The 20,594-nt window shown below is 40.0% G+C and carries 13 protein-coding genes and 1 pseudogene; 8 read left to right on the forward strand and 6 right to left on the reverse strand.

Annotated elements, in window-relative coordinates; all coding sequences use genetic code 11:
• Nucleotides 1-104: 104 nt before the first annotated feature.
• The 3 genes from V6260_RS00800 to V6260_RS00810 all read left to right on the forward strand — a co-directional run bounded on the left by V6260_RS00800 (nucleotide 105) and on the right by V6260_RS00810 (nucleotide 3,390).
• On the forward strand, nucleotides 105-1,148 hold the full coding sequence (locus V6260_RS00800; RefSeq protein ID WP_341592573.1) for an iron-sulfur cluster-binding domain-containing protein: 1,044 nt from the start codon (nucleotides 105-107) through the stop codon (nucleotides 1,146-1,148).
• Nucleotides 1,145-2,197: an acyl-CoA desaturase gene (locus V6260_RS00805; protein WP_341592051.1), complete on the forward strand. Its 1,053-nt coding sequence runs from the start codon at nucleotides 1,145-1,147 to the stop codon at nucleotides 2,195-2,197. Before V6260_RS00800 ends, V6260_RS00805 begins: the two co-directional genes overlap by 4 nt.
• Nucleotides 2,198-2,331: 134 nt before the next feature.
• The gene (locus tag V6260_RS00810; protein WP_341592052.1) at nucleotides 2,332-3,390 is read left to right on the forward strand and encodes a branched-chain amino acid aminotransferase; all 1,059 of its coding nucleotides are present in this window, start codon (nucleotides 2,332-2,334) and stop codon (nucleotides 3,388-3,390) included.
• Between the two features lie 81 nt (nucleotides 3,391-3,471).
• On the opposite strand, the gene V6260_RS00815 is transcribed toward V6260_RS00810, so the two are convergent.
• Both V6260_RS00815 and V6260_RS00820 read right to left on the reverse strand, forming a co-directional pair.
• Nucleotides 3,472-6,054: a TonB-dependent receptor gene (locus V6260_RS00815; RefSeq protein WP_341592054.1), complete on the reverse strand. Its 2,583-nt coding sequence runs from the start codon at nucleotides 6,052-6,054 to the stop codon at nucleotides 3,472-3,474.
• Nucleotides 6,055-6,711: 657 nt separating this feature from the next.
• Nucleotides 6,712-7,025 (reverse strand): annotated as a pseudogene (locus V6260_RS00820) (Mpo1-like protein).
• 164 nt (nucleotides 7,026-7,189) lie between these two features.
• Here V6260_RS00820 and V6260_RS00825 point away from each other — a divergent pair.
• On the forward strand, nucleotides 7,190-9,346 hold the full coding sequence (locus V6260_RS00825) for a prolyl oligopeptidase family serine peptidase (protein ID WP_341592055.1): 2,157 nt from the start codon (nucleotides 7,190-7,192) through the stop codon (nucleotides 9,344-9,346).
• Nucleotides 9,347-9,443: 97 nt separating this feature from the next.
• On the opposite strand, the gene V6260_RS00830 is transcribed toward V6260_RS00825, so the two are convergent.
• Nucleotides 9,444-10,736, reverse strand: coding sequence for an anti-phage deoxyguanosine triphosphatase (locus V6260_RS00830; RefSeq protein WP_341592056.1), 1,293 nt, complete (start codon nucleotides 10,734-10,736; stop codon nucleotides 9,444-9,446).
• A 184-nt stretch (nucleotides 10,737-10,920) separates the two neighbouring features.
• Here V6260_RS00830 and V6260_RS00835 point away from each other — a divergent pair, with 184 nt between their 5' ends.
• Both V6260_RS00835 and V6260_RS00840 read left to right on the forward strand, forming a co-directional pair.
• Entirely contained in the window at nucleotides 10,921-11,727 is an 807-nt protein-coding gene (locus tag V6260_RS00835) for a glucosaminidase domain-containing protein (protein WP_341592058.1), read from the forward strand.
• Nucleotides 11,720-12,388, forward strand: a complete 669-nt coding sequence (locus V6260_RS00840) for a DUF2987 domain-containing protein (protein WP_425355698.1) — start codon at nucleotides 11,720-11,722, stop codon at nucleotides 12,386-12,388. Before V6260_RS00835 ends, V6260_RS00840 begins: the two co-directional genes overlap by 8 nt.
• A 64-nt stretch (nucleotides 12,389-12,452) precedes the next feature.
• On the opposite strand, the gene V6260_RS00845 is transcribed toward V6260_RS00840, so the two are convergent.
• The 3 genes from V6260_RS00845 to V6260_RS00855 all read right to left on the reverse strand — a co-directional run bounded on the left by V6260_RS00845 (nucleotide 12,453) and on the right by V6260_RS00855 (nucleotide 16,444).
• Nucleotides 12,453-13,457 (reverse strand): LacI family DNA-binding transcriptional regulator, encoded by a 1,005-nt coding sequence (locus V6260_RS00845; RefSeq protein WP_341592059.1) that lies wholly within the window; start codon nucleotides 13,455-13,457, stop codon nucleotides 12,453-12,455.
• Between the two features lie 283 nt (nucleotides 13,458-13,740).
• Nucleotides 13,741-15,069, reverse strand: a complete 1,329-nt coding sequence (locus V6260_RS00850; RefSeq protein WP_341592061.1) for an MFS transporter — start codon at nucleotides 15,067-15,069, stop codon at nucleotides 13,741-13,743.
• A 46-nt stretch (nucleotides 15,070-15,115) separates the two neighbouring features.
• Nucleotides 15,116-16,444, reverse strand: a complete 1,329-nt coding sequence (locus V6260_RS00855; RefSeq protein ID WP_341592063.1) for a GH1 family beta-glucosidase — start codon at nucleotides 16,442-16,444, stop codon at nucleotides 15,116-15,118.
• Between the two features lie 254 nt (nucleotides 16,445-16,698).
• On the opposite strand from V6260_RS00855, the gene V6260_RS00860 reads away from it, so the two are divergent.
• Nucleotides 16,699-17,973 (forward strand): sugar MFS transporter, encoded by a 1,275-nt coding sequence (locus tag V6260_RS00860; RefSeq protein ID WP_341592064.1) that lies wholly within the window; start codon nucleotides 16,699-16,701, stop codon nucleotides 17,971-17,973.
• Complete coding sequence (locus V6260_RS00865; protein WP_341592065.1) at nucleotides 17,973-20,525, forward strand: glycoside hydrolase family 3 protein; 2,553 nt, start codon at nucleotides 17,973-17,975, stop codon at nucleotides 20,523-20,525. The genes V6260_RS00860 and V6260_RS00865 overlap by 1 nt, the downstream gene beginning before the upstream one ends.
• The last annotated feature ends 69 nt before the right edge of the window (nucleotides 20,526-20,594 follow it).

A 20,594-nucleotide genomic window follows, 5' to 3' on the forward strand; every position in this document is an offset into this window, starting at 1 on the left:
GGGTTGAAAACTAAAAATTTGAGCGTACACTTGTGCGCTGAAGTTTGAGCGTACACGTGTAAGTTCAAACGTTAAGTATTTTACGACCCAAGAGATTAATAGTGATGATAATTAAAGTATTAAACCAATTTTCAAAATGGTTTTTACACCATCAAAGTTTTGCAGGCTACATAGAACCAATAATGCAGGTGTTTAAACCTGCGTGGCGTGCAGGGCAGTTTAGAGCGCAAGTAGTTAATACAACGGTGCTTAATGGCGGCTTTTTAAGTGTGCAACTTAAGCCAAGCAAACAATGGCCAGCACATACGCCAGGGCAGCATATAAGTTTAACGGTTGAAATTAATGGGCGATTATTAACACGCGTTTTTACCGTGGCTTCAAGCGCTCAGCAATTTAAAAATACTGGGTTAGTGCGCTTACTAATTAAAACAAATGCGCAAGGGCGCTTTACAGGCTTACTCAACAGCGCATTAAAAGCGGGTTTATGGTGCAATATTTCTGCGCCAAACGGCGACTTTGTATTTAAAAATACACATACACCGGCTACTTTTGTTGCCGGTGGCTCGGGTATAACACCTATGCTGGCTATGCTTGATGATTACTTAAGCCAAACTACGCAAAAAGTGTCGTTAGTGTATTACGCAAAAGCCACTGAGCATCAATGTGTTGATGAGCTAAGTGAGTTGGCGGCGCAATTTGAGCATTTTTCATTTTTATTATTAACGCGTGAGCAATCAAGCGATATAACCAGCAATATTAAGCCGTGGGAAAACCCAGATATTTACTGCTGTGGCCCTGCAGCATTTATGCAAACGGTGAGCGATTTTGCTAAAACGCATAAGCTAAATTACTACCAAGAGGCCTTTGGTTTAGCGTTGCCTAGCTTAAACGACGACAGCCAATTTAATGTAAAAATTAACGCCAGTGCCCATGTTGTATCGGGCAACGATGTTTTACTACCTCAGTTTGAAGAAAAAAAGCTACCCGTTAAACGCGGTTGCGGTATTGGTATTTGCCATCAATGCCAATGTATTAAAAAGTCAGGCGTGGTACGTAATTTAAAAACAGGTGAATTGAGTGACAACGGCGAGCAATTAATCCAACTTTGCGTAAGCCAACCTGTTAGTGATTTGGAGTTACAATTATGAAAAACATTAACTATGACATGCTCGCAAGCGAGCTAGATGCCATTAAAATGGACACCCTTGGCAAGGTTGGCCAACAAGATGCTGACTATATTCGCTCTGTTGTGCGCAAACAGCGAGTGTGTGAATGGAGCGGGCGAATTTTGCTAATGCTTGGTTTTATTCAGCCGTTATTGTGGGTTGCAGGTGTGTTGCTATTAGCGCTTGCTAAAATTTTAGACAATATGGAAATTGGCCACAATGTAATGCATGGTCAATACGATTGGATGAACGACAAGCAACTCAACTCACAACATTATGAGTGGGACATAGCGTGCGATGGGCAAAGTTGGCACCGCGTTCATAATTTTGAGCACCATACGTACACTAATATTATTGGTAAAGACAGAGACTTTGGTTATGGCTTGTTGCGTTTAAGTGATGATTTTAAATGGCGATTTAAAAATGTATGGCAGTTTTTTACGTATATTAATTTAAGTGTGTTATTTCAGTGGGGCGTGTCGTATCACGAGCTAGCTGCAGAGCGTGTTTTTATTGGTAAAAAGAAAGAAAACCGCGAAGGGCTTGTATCGCACTCTACATTAAAGCATCGCTTTTTTAGTAAAGGCGCTCGCCAATTAATTAAAGATTATGCGATATTTCCGTTACTTGCAGGGCCTTTATTTTTATGGGTATTGGCGGGTAATTTAATGGCAAACTTAATCCGTAATTTATGGACGTCGACCATAATATTTTGTGGACACTTTACTGAAGAAACGCAAACTTTTAAACAAGAAGATTGCGTAAACGAAACCCAAGGGCAGTGGTATTACCGCCAAGTATTGGGCTCGTCTAACATTAACGGGTCGCATTGGTTTCATGTTTTAACAGGGCATTTGAGCTGTCAAATAGAGCATCATTTATTTCCTGATATGCCGTCTTCACGCTATCAAGAAGTTGCACCACAAGTGCAAGCTGTTTTGAAAAAACACGGTATTGATTACCATACGGGTAGTTTTTTTAGACAGTATACGTCGGTGTTAAAACGTATTATTAAATATTCATTCAAGTAAATTATTTAGCTTTAAGAATCGGCTAGTGCAACTGCATTAGCCGATTTTTTTGTTTATTGCACTCAATACGGTTGATTAGTAAACAGCACTTGCAAAAAATTCTCTTAGTTAATTAAAAAAGCCTTACTTTAGCTATGGTTAAATGGCGGGTGATTGTCATACAATGGAGGAAAATAGACCACACAAGAGAGAGTAAAATGGCCGCATTTGGTACTGTGTTTATGCCGCAGATGATTCAAGCTCGTTTTTCTGATAATAAATGGAGCGAAAGCTCAATTGTCCCTTGCGATAAACTTGAACTTCATGCTGGTGCGCACGTTCTTCATTATTCAAGTACATGTTTTGAAGGCTTAAAAGCCTTTCGCCATGAAGATGGTTCTGTTTATCTTTTTAGAATGGATGCAAACATTGCACGCATGCAACAAAGCTCAGCGCTATTAAGCTTACCGAGTTTTGACAGCGATATGCTAAAAACGATGATTATCGATATTATGCGCGAATACGCAGATGAAACGCCATTACCGCCGGGCTCTATGTATATTCGCCCAACGCACATTGGTACTGAGGCTGCAATTGGTAAAGCGGCAGCGCCATCAATGAGCTCACTTTTATACACGTTACTATCGCCAGTAGGTGATTATTTTGCCGGTGGTGCAACTGCACTGCGCGTACTGCTTGAAGAAGATGGCATGCGCTGCGCCCCGCACATGGGTATGGTAAAAAGTGGTGGTAACTACGCCAGTGCTCTAGCACCTATTAGTGCTGCACGAACTAAGTATCAAGCAGATCAAATTTTATTTTGCCCAGGTGGCGACGTTCAAGAAACCGGTGCTGCTAACTTTATACTTATTGATGGCAACGAAATTATTACTAAAGCGCTTGATAGCACGTTTTTACATGGTGTAACGCGTAATAGTATTTTAACCATAGCCAAAGATTTAGGTATGACGGTAAGCGAGCGTAACTTTAGCGTTACTGAGCTACTAGAGCGTGCTGCTAAACCAGGTACTGAAGCGGCGCTTTCGGGCACTGCTGCTGTACTAACTGCGGTAGGTACGTTTATTCATAACGATAAAGAATACAAAGTAGGTACTGGCGAGCCAGGCCCAACTACTGCGCGCCTTCGCCAAGCATTGAACGATATCCAATGGGGTAAAAGTGAAGACAAGCACGGTTGGTTAACTAAAATCTAATTATAGATTTAATAGCAACTCGCATTAAAAAGCCACCTAATCGGTGGCTTTTGTGTGTTTGGTTACTTTAAGCTGTGCTTATTAAAACTTCATTTCTATTTTGCCGTACACGTAGCGTCCGTTAAATCCATACGCTGAGAAGCTAGAATAAGCAAATAAACGCGAGAAGGTTGTTAAATCGTCAACATTTTCACGGGTTGCGTCTGGGTAAACATCAAAAATGTTATTAGCACCTACGCTCAGCGATACGTTGCTAGTAAGCGAATAGGCAACATCTAAGTCGGTTATCCATTTAGGTTTTAACACTTCGTTACGTTCTGGGTTATCTGAAGGGTCTTGAGTTTCTCCGTAACGTGTTGTTCTAAGCGTGGTACGAATATCATCGTTAGTCCATGTTGCACTTAAATTGTACTTATTACGCGGTGTACTTACTTCAAAACGACGTAGTTCGTTACCAGAGAATAAGTTGTCTTGATCAAACCCTGCACCTTGTAGCTCTGCTGGTGGGTCAATTATATCGGTAACTTCATTTTTACCGTAGTTATAACCTAAGTTAAATGCAACATCGCCGTAACCATCGGTTGCTACATTATAAGAAGCTACAACATCAACACCGCGCGTTTTACTGTCAATTGCGTTTAAGAAGAAACGACCTTGGTTAGCGCCTGTGCCTTCAAGCAGTTGCTCAATAGCAGCGCCCGATAAGTTGTTTGATAGCACAATGCGGTCATCAATTAATATTTGATAGTAATCAACCGATAAGCTGAAATTAAAGTCGGTAGACCACGTAAAACCAACGCCGTAGTTAGTAGCTTCTTCAGCATCAAGACCAGGTGAGCCCAGTGCTTTTGCTACATCGCTGCCCGGTGCAAACGTACCAGTTTCGGTGGGTTCGCCATCAACAAATACTGTCGCAACAGAGGTAAAGTATTGCTGCTGTAATGAAGGCGCTCTAAAACCTGTTGATGCCGAGGCTCTAATGGCTAAGTCTTCAGTGAGGGAATAACGCGTGGCAATTTTACCATTGAGCGTATCGCCAAAATCTGAGTAATCCTCGTAACGCGCTGCAACCGCTAAATTCCAATCGTCGGTTAGGTAGGTTTCAAGGTCTATATACAAGCTCACGTTGTGGCGGCTATTGTCGCCCTCAGACTCGGGTGTAAATCCAGGAAATACTTGAGCGCCCGCTGCGCCAAATGGGCCATCAACAGGGTCGGTTACTGCGCCGCCTGGGCCAAATGACCCTTGTGCATATGATGCTTCTTCGCCTGCATCTATTTGGTATCCTTCGCGGCGATACTCAGCACCTACAGCGACACTTACCGAGCTTTCTAAAAAACTGACGTCTACTTCGCGGCTAAAATCTACGTTTAAAGTGAGCTGATCGTAGGTAAGGGTGCCGGCATCAAAGCTTGTTTGGCTAGTAGGGCCATAAGAGGTATTTAAGCTATTTATAACACCAAACTCGAATGCATCTTGACCATACACTGCCGATACATCGTAATTCCATTCACTTAAAAAACCTTTAGCGCCAAGAGCCAGTGAAAAGTCATCTATGTCTGAGGTGATAACAGGTAAAAAGCCATCAGGATAAACTTCTTCTATATTACGGCTATCGCTTGCACGGCGATAAAAACCACCACCTTCGCCTTCACGTTTGCTGTAAGAGCCAAACGAATATAAATCGACCTCATTTGTTAACTGGTAACCAGCGTTATAAAACACTGAAAAGTCTTCAACATCGCCATTACCAAAGTTATGGTTATATCGATTTACGGTAAGTTCACGTGGGTCTAGCGCGCCATTTACTGAACCGTCATCTATGCGTGCGTAGTTTTCACGGTTATCGTAGTCTGAACGGTTTGTAGAATGGCGGTCGCGATATTCTGTTGAAATGTTTAAAAAGCCATTATCGCCAAGTTCAAAACCCATATTTCCTTGCAGCGTTAAAGTTTGACCATCGGTTAAAGAGCGGTCGCCCCCTTCGGTAAAGGCTAAATTACCATCACTGCCTTCAGATACAGATTCAAGCTGTGGTACACCGTCCATTTCGGTTACGTTAGCGCCATATATAGCTGCCACTGAGCCACCGCTGCTGGCGCTTTTAAGTACAATATTAATAACACCGGCTATGGCATCAGAGCCATATTGGGCTGCTGCACCATCACGTAATACTTCAATGCGGTCGATAGCATTTGCTGGAATCGCATTCAAATCAACCGATGACGAACCACGACCTGTTGAGCCATTTAAGTTAAGTAATGCGTTGCTATGGCGACGTTTACCATTAACAAGCACTAAAGTATGATCAGGTGCTAAACCACGAAGCTGAGCAGGGCGTACATGGTCGCTGCCATCAGTAAGTGATGCTTGCGGGAAGTTAAAGCTGGGTAATAAATTGCTAAGTAGGGCATTCGTTTCAGTAAAACCTGAGCTTTTAAGTGCATCTGCACCAATTATATCGATGGGTACTGCACTGTCTTCTACTGTACGGCCTAATCGGCGAGAGCCAATTACGCTTATTTGTTCGATGTTTTCTTCTGCTTTGGTGTCTTGCTCTGCAGCATTTACGCAGAGCGAACCAAGTAGTGTAGCTGATGCGCTCATGGTAAGTAATATTTGTGGTACCGACTGCTGTAATTTAGATAGTGGTTTTCTATTCATGTTGTATTTCCCCATACCCGTTGAATTATTTTAGTTTTGTACAAAAAGATTAATACCAACCCGCAATAATACTTAATCATTTTTAGGGGCTAAACGTGCTGTTACCTGCGTTAAAAAATTCTCATTTAGAGCAACTAAATAGCGAATTTTTTGCCTAGCTATCAACACGTTTTTCCGTCCTCAAAATAGATCACTTAATTAAGCGGATTGGTATAAACTTTTTTGTTACCTTGAACATATACTTAATTAACAAAGCCAGTCAATTGAATAACATTCAATTAATTTAGGTGTTTTTATAATTACATTTGATTGTTTTTTATAATGACCATTGTTTTAGTTATATAGCTAAGGTAATTGCTAAGTAATTGATGGATAGTGAATTATATTTAAAAATTAAATTTAACGTTTGGTTAACTGGTAAGATGAGGTTGATGGGGCTAACCAGTTACAAGTAGGAAGCCATTCTTATTGGGCTGGCAATAAATAGCTGTTAAGTTATAAATATTTTTTAAAATTTAAATTACAAAACCACCCATCAAATGTTAACTAAATTAACATTTGATGGGTGTACTATAAATTATGTACTACTTATTCGAACCTATACTTTAAAGCACGAAGCAATTTTGTTTTTATAAGTAATTGGTATAAAAAATAGTGTTAAAATTTAATGTTTCCTACAAGCATATCTTTAAACATAACCCAATCTCCCCACAAACTGTAAAAAGGATGTTTAAAAGTAGCTGGGCGGTTTTTTCAAAAAAGAAATGCCCGATCCACGCAAACCCATACCCAATAACAGGTAATAACCACAATAAACTGTATTGTTGTTTTATTAATGCTATTGCGCTTACAGCAAGAACAAGCACACTTCCTATAAAATGTAAGCGGCGGCAAATTACGTTGCGGTGCTCTTTTAAATAATAAGGATAGAAGGCTTTAAAGCTTTTAAATGTGGTGTGGGTATTTTGCATTGTGTGCTCTTTTATTGTTTTTTATTTTAATGAGGGTAGTGCAATTAAAGCGTAAGTTTACATTTGTTTACAGCGATTAATGACGCTTAACGCATCTAAATAGACAAAAGGGCTAAAAGTTAATAACTTATACACACTATTAATAAATAAGAATGGAACTCAGGATGTTTAAACATACTCTAGCGTGTGCTGTAATTGTAGCGCTTAGCGGCTGTTCAGAGCCAACTAATACGGTAACTCAAGAAGAAGTAAAAGCACCAATGAAGCAAGTTAACGCAGTTATATACCCAGAAACAAAAAAAGGCGATATCGTAGACACCTACTTTGAAGAAGCCGTTAGCGACCCGTATCGTTGGCTTGAAGATGATATGAGCGATGAGACTGCGGATTGGGTTAAAACGCAAAACAATTTAACGTTTTCTTATTTAGAACAAATTCCTTATCGCGATAAATTAAAGCAGCGCCTTGAAAAACTAATGAATTATGAAAAAATAGGGCCTCCTTTTACTGAAGGCGATTACACCTATTTTTATAAAAATAATGGTCTGCAAAATCAATATGTTTTATATCGTAGTAAAGATGGCGGCGACGTTGAAGTATTTTTAGATCCAAACAAGTTTAGTGAAGATGGTACAACGTCTATGTCGGGTTTATCGTTTTCAAAAGATGGCTCATTGCTCGCTTATCAGATATCTGAAGGTGGTAGCGACTGGCGTAAAATTATAGTTATTGATGCACATACTAAAGAACAAGTTGAAGAAGCGCTTGTTGATGTTAAATTTAGTGGCATAGAGTGGCTTGGCAACGAAGGTTTTTATTATTCAAGTTACGACAAACCTAAAGGCAGTGAGCTTTCGGCCAAAACAGATCAGCATAAAGCGTATTACCATAAGCTAGGTACTGCTCAGTCAGCTGATAGTGTTGTATTTGGTGAAACCGATGCGCAAAAACATCGCTATGTAGGCGCGGATGTAACTCATGACGGCCGCTACTTGCTTATTTCAGCTAGTACGTCTACTTCAGGCAATAAGCTGTTTATAAAGGACTTAACAAAGAAAAACAGTGAGTTTGTAACGGTTGTTGGAAATACTGATTCAGATACATCAGTGATTGATAACGAAGGCAGCAAGCTGTTTTTAGTTACTAATCTTAATGCACCGAACAAAAAAGTAGTGACGGTTGATGCAAGCAACCCGAGCCCAGAAAATTGGGTTGATTTAATTCCTGAGACCAAAAACGTACTAAACCTTACAAAAGGCGGCGATACCTTTTTTGCCAACTATATGGTTGATGCGATTTCGCAGGTAAAACAGTACAACAAAAAAGGTGAGCTAATTCGCGAAATTACATTGCCAGGCGTAGGTACAGCACGTGGTTTTGGCGGTAAAAAAGATCAAACAACGCTTTATTATTCGTTCACTAACTACAAAACACCAGGTACTACTTATACGTTTGATGTAGCTACGGGTGAATCGGGTGTTTATCGTAAATCGGCTATTGATTTTAATAGCGATGATTACACGTCTGAGCAAGTGTTTTACACATCAAAAGATGGTACTAAAATACCGATGGTAATTACCTATAAAACAGGCATTAAGCTTGATGGTTCAAACCCGACTATTTTATACGGTTACGGTGGTTTTAATATTAGTTTAACGCCAAGCTTTAGCCCTGTTAATGCAGTATGGCTTGAGCAAGGTGGTGTGTACGCCGTTGCTAATATTCGCGGTGGCGGTGAGTACGGTAAAGACTGGCACAATGCAGGCACAAAATTGCAAAAGCAAAATGTGTTTGATGACTTTATAGCTGCAGCTGAGTACTTAAAAGACAAAAAGTACACGTCTAAAAAGCGCTTAGCACTTCGCGGTGGTTCTAATGGTGGTTTGTTAGTTGGCGCAGTAATGATGCAGCGCCCAGACTTATTTCAAGTTGCTCTACCTGCTGTAGGTGTACTTGATATGCTGCGCTACCATACATTTACTGCGGGCGCTGGTTGGGCCTACGACTATGGTACGAGCGAGCAAAGCAAAGAAATGTTTGAATACATTAAAGGTTATTCACCACTTCATAATGTAAAAGCAGGTGTTGAGTATCCAGCTACTATGATCACAACTGGCGATCATGATGACCGCGTTGTCCCTTCGCATTCATTTAAGTTTGCCGCTGAGCTTCAAGCAAAGCAAACAGGTAATAATCCAACGCTTATTCGCATAGAAACCAATGCGGGGCATGGCGCAGGTACACCAACGAGTAAAACGATTGAGCAGTACGCTGATATATTTGGTTTTACGCTATATAACATGGGCGTAGAGTCGTTATAAAAGCGTTTTACAAAATAGCTAACTTTAATAGCTGAGCAAAAAGGCCGAGTAAATTTAATTTACTCGGCCTTTTTAGTGTTTGCTAGTTAGCAGTTAGCTACTGCATAGGTGAAAACAATCGTTGATACGTTTTATAAGCGTATTCGTCGGTCATTCCGCTCAAATAATCGCAAATAATACGCATCCCTTGGTTTTGCTTTTGCGCTTCTATGTATTGTGCTTGTGTTGTTTCGGGCAATAAACGCAGTGGATCGCTTGCAAACGCGGTAAATAACTCTATTAGTAAGTTTTGCCCTTTGAACTCTATTTGCTGCATTTCGGGGTCACGTATTAAACGTTGAAACACAAAATGCTTAAGTATTTGCAAAACACTGTCGTATTGGGCATCTAATTTAGCGGTGTACTTTAAAATAGGGCATTCAAAGTTATCGTTTTGAATATCCAAATGTATATGAATAATAAAGGTATTAACCAGCTCACCTATGGCATCTTTTCGCTCATAATCATTTTTTGAAAACAAACGCTGGGTAAGCGACTCAAGCATGGCGTTTAGCCAGTCAAAGTTTAGTTTTTTTAAATGGGGCAGAGCATGAGTTTGCCAATCGTCTAATGTGAGTACGTGGGTTGCAATGGCATCTTCTAAGTCGTGTACTGCATATGCTATATCGTCGGCATGTTCCATTATGGCGCTGTCGAGCGATTTATACGTTGTTTTAGCGCGGTATTTATCTATAACGGCATGGTTACCTAGCAATGTTTTATCGTTTTGACTAAGTGGCTCTACTATCCAATTGAATATGGCGGCATCGTCGTTGTATAACCCTTTGGCAGGTCGCCAATCATCCGCTTTTATAAAGGCACGACCGGTTGTAGCATCGGGAATGGTATGCCAAAGCGTATTAATAAATGCGGGGTATTTTATAAAACCTAATAAAGTACGACGAGTTAGGTTCATACCGTGGCCATTACTGTAGGGCTCAAGTTTTGCAACTATGCGCAGTGTTTGTGCGTTACCTTCAAAGCCACCGTGGTCGCGCATCATGTAATTTAGCGCTATTTCACCACCATGGCCAAAAGGCGGATGGCCAATATCGTGTGCCAAGCAAAGTGTTTCGAGCAGTCCTGTTGATGGAAAGTGCCTAAAGTCACTATGTTGCGCTTTTAAATGACGCAATATGCCGGTACCAATTTGCGATACTTCTAAAGAGTGGGTAAGACGAGTGCGGTAAAAGTCGTTTAGGCCAATGCCCATAATTTGGGTTTTAGCTTGCAAACGCCTAAATGCAGCGGCATGAATAATACGCGAACGGTCGACCTGCCACGGCGAGCGGTTATCGTTAGGACGATATTTATATTGCTCTATTATTCGACTTTGCCATTGTTTATCCATACTGCTTACTCACACATAGTTAATATTACTAAACTTTGCTCAGTATACCCATGCACTTATAAATTGCGAATGAACAAATGCACTACTTTTCGTTATTCGCGTTTATAAAGTGGCTTAGGTATAATGCGCCTTCGTATGCTTGTGTATTAACCATGCATAATTAGTTGTTTGAAAGAGAGAATACATGCTAAGAATTATTTTTCAGTTTTTGTTAACCGTATTTTTTGTATGGGCGCTTGTATATCCGTTTATACAAAATGATGATGTTGGACTAGATGAACAAACGTCAGAACAATCAAAAAAAGTGAAGAAAAAAGAAAAACCATTACATAATGTAAAACTGCCAAAGTTTTCAGAATTTAGTGATGTTAAAGAAAAAAAACATGCATTTTTTAGCTTTATTCGTCCGCACGTTGAAGCCGAAAACAAAAAAATATTACAGCAACGCGCTAAGCTTGAAATAGCACGTATGATGCTACAAAACGAGTTACCTTTAGAAAAAAAGCAAAGTAAAGATGTTGCAGCAATATTAAATTCGTACGGCTTACCTACCACAGTTGATACGCTAATACTTACGCAAGCACTACGCCGTGTTGATATAATTCCTAAAGAATTAGCGCTTATGCAAGCTGCAAATGAATCTGCGTGGGGCACGTCGCGTTTTGCACGTATTGGCCTTAACTTTTTTGGCCAGTGGTGTTATTCAAAAGGCTGCGGTATGGTGCCAAGACGTCGAGATACTGGAGCAGCACATGAAGTAGCTGCGTTTAAGTCAGTGCGTGCTGCTGTGAGTTCATATTTTAAAAATATTAATACTCACGCAGCATATAAAAATTTACGTGAAATACGTGAAACTTTACGCCGTGAGCAAAAGCCAATTTTAGCTACAGAGTTAACGCATGGCTTAATGTCTTATTCAGAGCGTGGTGAAGCTTATATAGAAGAGCTAAATATGATGATTAACCAAAATAGAGCTTACTTTGATGAATAAATATATTTTAAATGGCACAAGGGCAGTTTCGTTTGTATTGTTTACTATGGTTGCTGTAAGTGCCAATGCTAAAGAATTTGTTATGTCTTATGATGGCTTTTATGACCGATTAAAAGTTGTTAATAAAGGTGATTTTCAATATGCCCGAGTTAACTTTTATATAAGTGATATAGCAACTAACGAATCGTGTGCCATTAAAAGCGGCACTATTTTAACTGAAAGAAACGAGTATCCACTTAACTTTACCGATAAAGCACAGCTATTATTACCGTTCGATAAGCAACTTGATACAGATAAAGCTGTTATTGTGGTGCAGCCAAAAAATCCAAATCATGATTGCCAATTAAAATTACAAATTGAAGCTAATGAGCTCGAAGGACTTACATTTTCCAAGCAATCACTTTACACAATTAATACCGAGCTTGATGAGCTGTTAACTGATTTGTCGGGCTTTTTTGTAAGTAAATTAATGTGGTTTTTATTACCAGAGCAAAAGGGCGTGGCGGTTACATTTAAAAGCCCAATGCAATTTGATGATAAGAGCATAACGTGTGAAAAGTCAGTGTGTTATTTTGCAATTGAAGATAGCTGGGAAGATGATACCGCGTTACTTGGCGATATATCGCAGGTTATTAAAGTAACGCCTTGGATTGTTAAGTAGCTCACCTATAAAAAGCGGCATTTAGCCGCTTTTTTGTACCAAAATCAGTATTCGCTTTTAGTCTTTATTTAATAAGTGGTGCTGATGAATCGCGCTGCATTAAAGTAGGTTCAAAAAATCGCTTTACAACAAGGTTTTTATTTTGATAAACATCTTTAAGCACTAATTTAGCAGCCATTTTGCCCATTTTTCCGATCGGATTATCAATCGTTGTGAGTGTAGGGTACAGGTAGTTTGCAAAAATAACGTTATCAAATCCAACAATCGATAAATCAATTGGTAAATTATAGCCGTGCTCTCGAGCATATTTCATAGCACCAGACGCCATTTCGTCATTGGCGCACACCAGCGCAGTAAAGCTGAGCTTTTCATCAATAAAATGTTTTAAGCCTTTACTACCACCGGTTTCGTTAAAATCGCCAATATAATAAAGTGTAGGATTAAATTTAATACCAGCTTCTGCGAGTGCTTGTTTATGACCCTCTAAGCGGTTAAAAGCATCTGCTTTAAACTGCGGGCCTGCAATGTACGCTACTTGTGTATGGCCTTGATTTAATATCGATTTAGTGGCTAGGTAGCCACCTAATTGATTATCTAAACTGATACAGTTATCTTTTAGTTGCTCTACGTAACGGCTCATTAAATAAACGGGCGTAGAGCCTTTACTTAGTTTTATTAGGTAGTCGTCTGAAACGGCTTCTACGTGCAAAATAATAGCATCGCAGCGTCTGCTAATTAGAAACTCAATGCCTTCTTGTTCTTTGTCTTCTTCACTGTGCCCGGTGGTAATAATAACGTGTTTACCCGCAGCACGAAGCTCCGACTCAATACCTGCCATCATTTGGGCAAAGAAAGGACCATGTAACTCAGACACTAAAATACCGACACTGTTAGTACAGTTAGAGGCTAAAGATTGCGCTATTGAGTTAGGCTTGTAGCCAAGTTGCTCCATGGCATCAAGCACTTTTTGTTTGGTTTTATCGCTTACACGGGTATTTTTGTTCATCACGCGAGAAACGGTGGCTAACGATACGCCCGCAAGCTCTGAGACTTGATAAATTGTTGCCATGTTATTTGTTCACTCGCTTATCCTTAACTAGGGTCTATTGATCTTTGCGGATTAAAATTTGTTCAAACTAGGGGCTATTTAATCGCGGCGCGAGGTTTGTAACCTAGTGGGCTAAGTAAAAACCGAGCAACAAAGAGTAAATAGCCCCTAGAAAGAACCCTTTGGGCTGCGCCTGTTTGGCATTAATGCTACGTTATCGCCCATTTATGGGGAATAACCACACTACATAGGCTCTGCCTTGCCTAAATACCAAACAGACTGCTGCAAATTTAACCTTGAAAGATCAACAGACCCTAGTTGTTAGTTTAGATTGAATATTTTCAACAACCTGATTAGTCAGTGTATATTTTTTCATTATGTAGGCAACAAATAAAGATCCAAAAGCAGGTAGCACAGTAAATGAAAGTAAAATACCGTGTTGAGTATCAAGAGTTTGTACTACATCGGCCTGATAGCTGTAAAAAGATAACAACCAGCCTGCAATTGCGCCGCCTACCGCCACGCCCATCTTAATAAAAAATATGACGCCTGAATAAACCAAACCCGTAATGCGTACACCTGTTTTTTCATGCCCGTAATCTATGGTGTCGGCCATTTTTGCCCACAACAACGGGGTTGCCATATCTAAAAAGAATTTCCATAAAATAAAGGCAGTAAATGCGAGTACTAATTGATCTTTACTAATAAAGTAACTAAAACCACAAACAGCGGCAGCAATAATTTGTAAGCTTATATAGGCTTTTATTTTACAAAATCGCTTTGCAAGTGGTTGAGCTAAAGCACATCCTAGCATGCTTGCTGCAACGCCTAGTGTCATAAATAGGGTGATTAAATCGTCTCGACCTAAATAGTATTTTACGTAGTAAACAGCAAGCGTAAGCCTTAATACTTGACCGGTAAGTAAAAAAAACGCAGCTAAGCAAAGCGTTCGCCATTGATCGTTTTTAATTAATGCTTTAACACTTTGGGCAAAAGGAATGTTTTGCTCTTTTGGCTGTTGTATACGCTCTTTTGTGCCTAAAAAACAAAGTAAAAACAGTACAAAGCCTAAAATGCTCATTGCAGTCATGGTGTATTGATAGCCCTTAGCTGCATCGCCTTGGCCAAAGAACTCAACCATAGGCATAGTAAAACCCGCTACTATTACGCCGCCTAACATACCAAATACAAAGCGGTAAGACTGAATAGTAACGCGCTCTTTTACGTCGTTTGTAAGTACACCGCCCAGTGCACAATAAGGAATATTGATAGCGGTGTAAGCTACCATTAGTAGTGTGTAAGTAGTAAAGGCGTAAACTATTTTATCGGTGCCTTCTAAATCAGGCGTAGTAAAAGCTAAAATACTAATAATGGCAAAAGGAAGTGAAAGCCAAAGTAGGTAGGGGCGAAAGTGCCCCCAGCGCGTATGTGTTTTGTCAGCAAGGTTGCCCATTAATGGGTCGGTGACGGCATCAAAAATACGTACTGCTAAAAACATAGTACCGACAACAGCGGGTGATAAACCCACTACGTCTGTGTAGTACAGCATTAAAAACATCATAACTGTTTGAAAAATAATATTACTGGCTGTGTCGCCTAAGCCATACGCTATTTTTTCTTTTACACTGACCATGATTATTTATCCCGCTTTATACTTGTTTTTAGTTATGGGTATGCTCTTATCTTTTAGAGATGAGTTCTTTATAAGCTAAGCCACTATTTTTAATGGTGCGCTGCTGCGTCTTATAATCTACATACACAATACCAAAACGTTTTAAGTAGCCTTCTGCCCATTCAAAGTTATCCATTAGGCTCCAAGCAAAGTAGCCATGTATAACAACACCTTGCTCAACCGCATTATGAACCGCGTTTAAATGAGTATTATAATAACTTAAACGGTCTAAGTCGTTAACTTCGCCATTATTATATGTATCTGGCATGGCTGCGCCATTTTCGGTTATATAAATAGGCGGTAGCGTGTATGTTTTATTAAGCGATACGAGCAAGTCGGTGAACGATTGTGGGTAAATTTCCCATCCCATATCTGTTAACGGACCTGTAGGTGCAATGGGTTCATAAATGTCAGTAGGGTGCGCCTTATAAACTTGGCGGGTATAAAAGTTGATGCCTAAGTAATTAATTGGCTGCGAGATTAATTCCATATCACCAGGATGTATGTCTGGTAAATGATCGCTTGGTAGTTGGTTAATTATATCTGGGTATTGACCCTCCATTATTGGTTTCATGTACCACTGATTTAAGTAGTCATCAGCGTATTTGGCACAATCTATATCCTCTTGGGAATTTGTAAGCGGGTAGGCCGGGGTAAAGTTAAGCACAATGCCATTTTGAGTATTAGGCGATGTTTTATTTAGCACGTTCATAGCCAGACCATGAGCGAGTAATAAGTGATGAGCTGCCTTTTTGCCATACTGCTTACCGACTAGGCCTGGGGCATGTATGCCTATTTCGTAACCCAAAAACGCGCTGCAAAAGGGTTCGTTTAATGTAGCGTACGAATAAACTCGAGCTCCAAATGCGTTAGTAATTAGCTCAACGTATTGCTCAAATGCATAAGCTGTTTTTCTGTTGAGCCAGCCGCCGTTATCTTCAAGGTGTTGCGGTAAATCCCAGTGGTACAAAGTAACAAAGGCTTTTATATTTTTTCGTTTTAGCTCATCCAATATGTCGGTATAAAACTTAACACCTACAGGATTTAACTTTCCGTCTTGAGTCATCACACGAGGCCATGAAATAGAAAGCCTGTAAGCATCAACACCTAGAGACGCTATTAACTCTATGTCTTGTTGCCAATTGTTGTAATGATCGCAGGCAATATGACCATTTGAATTGTCAGCAATTTTACCTGCAGTACTACAAAAGGTATCCCAAATACACGGTAAGCGATGCTCATACCCGCCCTCTATCTGAAATGATGCTGTAGCGACACCATAAACAAAGTCTTTTGTTAATAGAGGTGAATTAAATGGTAATGATATTTTTGTCATTGGTTACAAACCTTTTTGAGAACTTAATTGCACGCTTAGCGCTTATTTTTACTGACTTTCAGCGGGTACAACACATTATTAAAAATAAAAGTTGTTGAAATATGTAACATGTTCGTATTTAATTAGCCGTGAAAGCGCTTACATTTTTAGATTAATGTTAATTAATCTTCAGGTCAACTCTTAAATACTGCGCCTTAGCGGGGTTTGTATTACTTACTGAAGATAAATTTATAATAATAAATTGCGGAGAGCACATGGCTAGTTCAGCACCACTGACATCACACACACAGTCGCAAAACCAGCAAGATAAAAACTATGGTTTTGCACTTACATCTTTAACTTCACTGTTTTTTATGTGGGGTTTTATTACCTGCTTAAATGATATTTTGATTCCGCATTTAAAAGCGGTTTTTGATTTAACGTATGTACAGGCAATGCTTGTGCAATTTTGCTTTTTTGGCGCTTATTTTTTAATGTCTTTGCCTAGTGGGTATATTGTTAAAAAACTTGGTTATAAAAAAGGAATCGTGGTTGGGCTTTTAATTGCGGCAGTAGGGTGTATATTATTTTACCCGGCAGCGTCTTTACATAGTTATCCTGTATTTTTATTCGCTTTATTTGTACTTGCCAGTGGCATAACGTTATTACAAGTATCTGCAAATCCTTATGTTAGTTTATTAGGCGCACCTAAAACAGCGTCGTCTCGTTTAACGCTTACTCAAGCGTTTAACGCGCTAGGTACTACAGTTGCTCCAACGTTTGGGGCTTTCTTAATATTAGATTCGGCGTCTGAAGCTTTTTTAACGCCCGCGCAAAATGCAGAGTCAGTTCAACTTCCTTACCTCCTTTTAGCTGCAATGCTTATTTTACTAGCCGGTATTTTTGCTTGGCTTAAATTACCAGACATTATGAGCGAGCAAAAAGCAGAAGCCGAAAAATCAGAGGCAATTGAAGGCAGTGCTTGGCAGTATCGCCATCTTGTATTAGGTGCTGTGGGTATATTTATGTACGTAGGCGCCGAAGTGGCAATTGGTAGCTTTTTAGTAAGCTTTTTAGCACAAGAAAATATAGCAGGGCTAAAAGAGAATGTTGCAGCTCATTACATCACTTATTATTTTGGTGGTGCTATGGTTGGGCGTTTTATTGGTGCTGCTGTAATGCAAAAACTACCCGCTGGTAAAGTACTTGGCTTTAACGCAACCATGGCTATTATTTTAGTCATTATTGCCATGAGCACGTCGGGTCAATTAGCAATGTGGTCAATACTATTGGTTGGTTTATTCAATTCTATTATGTTCCCAACTATTTTTAGTTTAGCGTTAAATGGGCTTGGTAAGCATACCGCTCAAGGCTCTGGTATTTTGTGTTTGGCGATTGTAGGTGGGGCAATAGTGCCACTTTTACAAGGTGCGCTTGCTGATAGTGTGGGTGTTCAACTTTCGTATGTTTTACCTATTTTATGTTACATATTCATTGTTTTTTACGGCCTACGAGGCAGCAAACCAGTATTAGTGAAGGAGCCATCATAATGAAAACGACTTTTAAACTTAATGCATTAGCAATTGCAACGTTAGTAGGGAGTGTTACTGCACTAAGCGGATGTACTAACGAAAGCAATGTTGAAAAAGTAAATGTTGAAGCGCAATCAAAGCTTGAGAAAATTTGGCCGAAGCTTTCAATTGCAGTGAAAAAAGACCCTGCTATTGAAGCTCAAATTGTCACGTTTTTAGAAAATATGACACTTGAGCAAAAAGTAGCGCAAATGATTCAACCAGAAATTCGTGATATTACCGTTGAAGACATGCGTAAATATGGTTTTGGCTCTTACCTTAATGGCGGTGGTGCTTTTCCTAATGGCGATAAGCATGCAACGCCAGAGGATTGGGTTGCACTTGCAGAAAAAATGTATCAAGCATCTATTGATGACTCAGTGGATGGCAGTAAAATCCCAACTATGTGGGGCACTGATGCAGTACATGGCCATAATAACGTGATTGGCGCGACGCTTTTTCCACATAATATTGGCTTAGGCGCGGCTAATAACCCTGATTTAATAGAGCAAATAGCGTCTATTACCGCAGTGGAAGTAATGGCTACGGGAATAGATTGGGTATTTGCACCCACTGTAGCAGTAGTTCGAGACGACCGATGGGGCAGAACGTACGAAGGCTATTCTGAAGATCCAAAAATTGTTCACGATTATTCAGCAGCGATTGTAAATGGATTGCAAGGTAAAGCCGATGGTGACTTTTTAAGTGATAAGCGCGTTATTAGCACGGTTAAGCACTTTATTGGTGATGGCGGCACCGTTGATGGGGATGATCAGGGAAATAATATCGATAGCGAACAGTCGCTATTTGATATTCATGCTCAAGGTTACGTAGGTGGTTTGTCGGCAGGCAGTCAATCTGTTATGGCGTCTTTTAATAGCTGGAATGGCGTTAAAAATCACGGCAATAAATACTTACTTACAGATGTATTAAAAACGCGCATGGGTTTTGATGGTTTTGTAGTGGGTGATTGGAACGGCCATGGGCAAATTAAAGGCTGTACTAACGAAAGCTGCCCAGAGGCGGTAAATGCTGGCCTTGATATTTTTATGGTGCCAACAGGTGCCTGGAAACCGCTATATAACAATACAATTGCGCAAGTTAAGTCGGGCGAAATTAGTATGTCGCGTATTGACGATGCAGTGGGTAGAATATTACGTGTAAAACTGCGCGCTGGCTTATTTGATAAACCAAGCCCAGCTGAGCGTCTTTACTCAGGTAAAACAGAGCTGATTGGTGCGAAAGAGCATCGTGAAGTAGCACGTCAAGCTGTGCGCGAATCACTTGTATTACTTAAAAATAAAAATAACCTATTACCTATTTCAGCTAATCAACGCGTACTAGTTGCAGGTGATGGAGCCGATAATATAGGTAAACAATCGGGTGGTTGGAGTATTACGTGGCAGGGGACTAATAATAAAAATGCTGATTTCCCAGGTGCTACTTCGATATATAAAGGGCTTGAAGAGCAAATATCTGCAGCTGGCGGAAGTGTTACTTTAAGTGCTGATGGCACGTTTGAGCAACGTCCTGATGTTGCCATTGTGGTATTTGGTGAAGAACCTTATGCAGAAGGGCACGGCGATAAAAATAACCTTGAGTTTGAGCGCGGAAATAAAAAGTCATTAGCGCTTTTAAGCTCGCTAAAAGAGCAAGGCATCCCTGTTGTATCTGTTTTTATATCAGGTCGACCTATGTGGGTTAACAGCGAGCTTAACGCATCTGATGCGTTTGTAGCTGCATGGTTACCTGGTACAGAAGGTGCGGGTATTGCTGATGTTTTATTAAAAGCAGCAGACGGCACCATTCAAAACAACTTTAAAGGTAAGCTATCGTTTTCTTGGCCGAAATCGGCGGTACAAACTGCGGTTAATAAAGGCGATGAAAATTACGACCCATTACTTCCTTATGGTTTTGGTTTAACGTATGGCGATAAAAACGTGCTAGCTGACGACCTTGATGAAGACTCTAAACTCGATAACTCAGGCCTTACGAGTATGGATATACTTGTTGGTGCTCCTGTAGCACCATGGCGCTTATTGTTAAAATCAGATAATGAGTTTTTAGATGTATCTAGTAGTACCCATGAATTTGGTGCAATTAAATACCGTACTGAGGACAAAACAGTACAAGAAGACGCGCGCCAATTTAACTTCAGCGGTGCAGAAAAAGCCAGTGCTGAAATAGTAACAAGCTTTGCTGAAGATACTATTGCCTACGTTGAAGCAAACGGTGTGATTAGCTTTGATATTAAATTAAACGAAGCACTAACGAGCGATATAGCGCTTGCTATGACTTGTTCAGGTGAATGTGGTGCAAGTATTGATTTAGCAAACGTAGTTGATAAAACCATTGGAAATAAATGGCAGTCAGTATCAATCGATTTAGGTTGTTTTGCTGATAAGGGGGTTAATTTTGCAAACCTAACAAGCCCATTTAGTTTGCACAGCGATGGTAAAGCATCAATTTCTGTGGCTAATATTCAGTTTGTGCCAAATAAGGCAGGCGAAGCTACACTGTCTTGTAAGTAGTTTATTAACTCTATTGTGTGTTTACCAAAGCCCTTCGAATGAAGGGCTTTTTTTATGTAGATATTAGGG

Source organism: Pseudoalteromonas aliena, assembly GCF_038155085.1.
Classification (GTDB): domain Bacteria; phylum Pseudomonadota; class Gammaproteobacteria; order Enterobacterales; family Alteromonadaceae; genus Pseudoalteromonas; species Pseudoalteromonas aliena_A.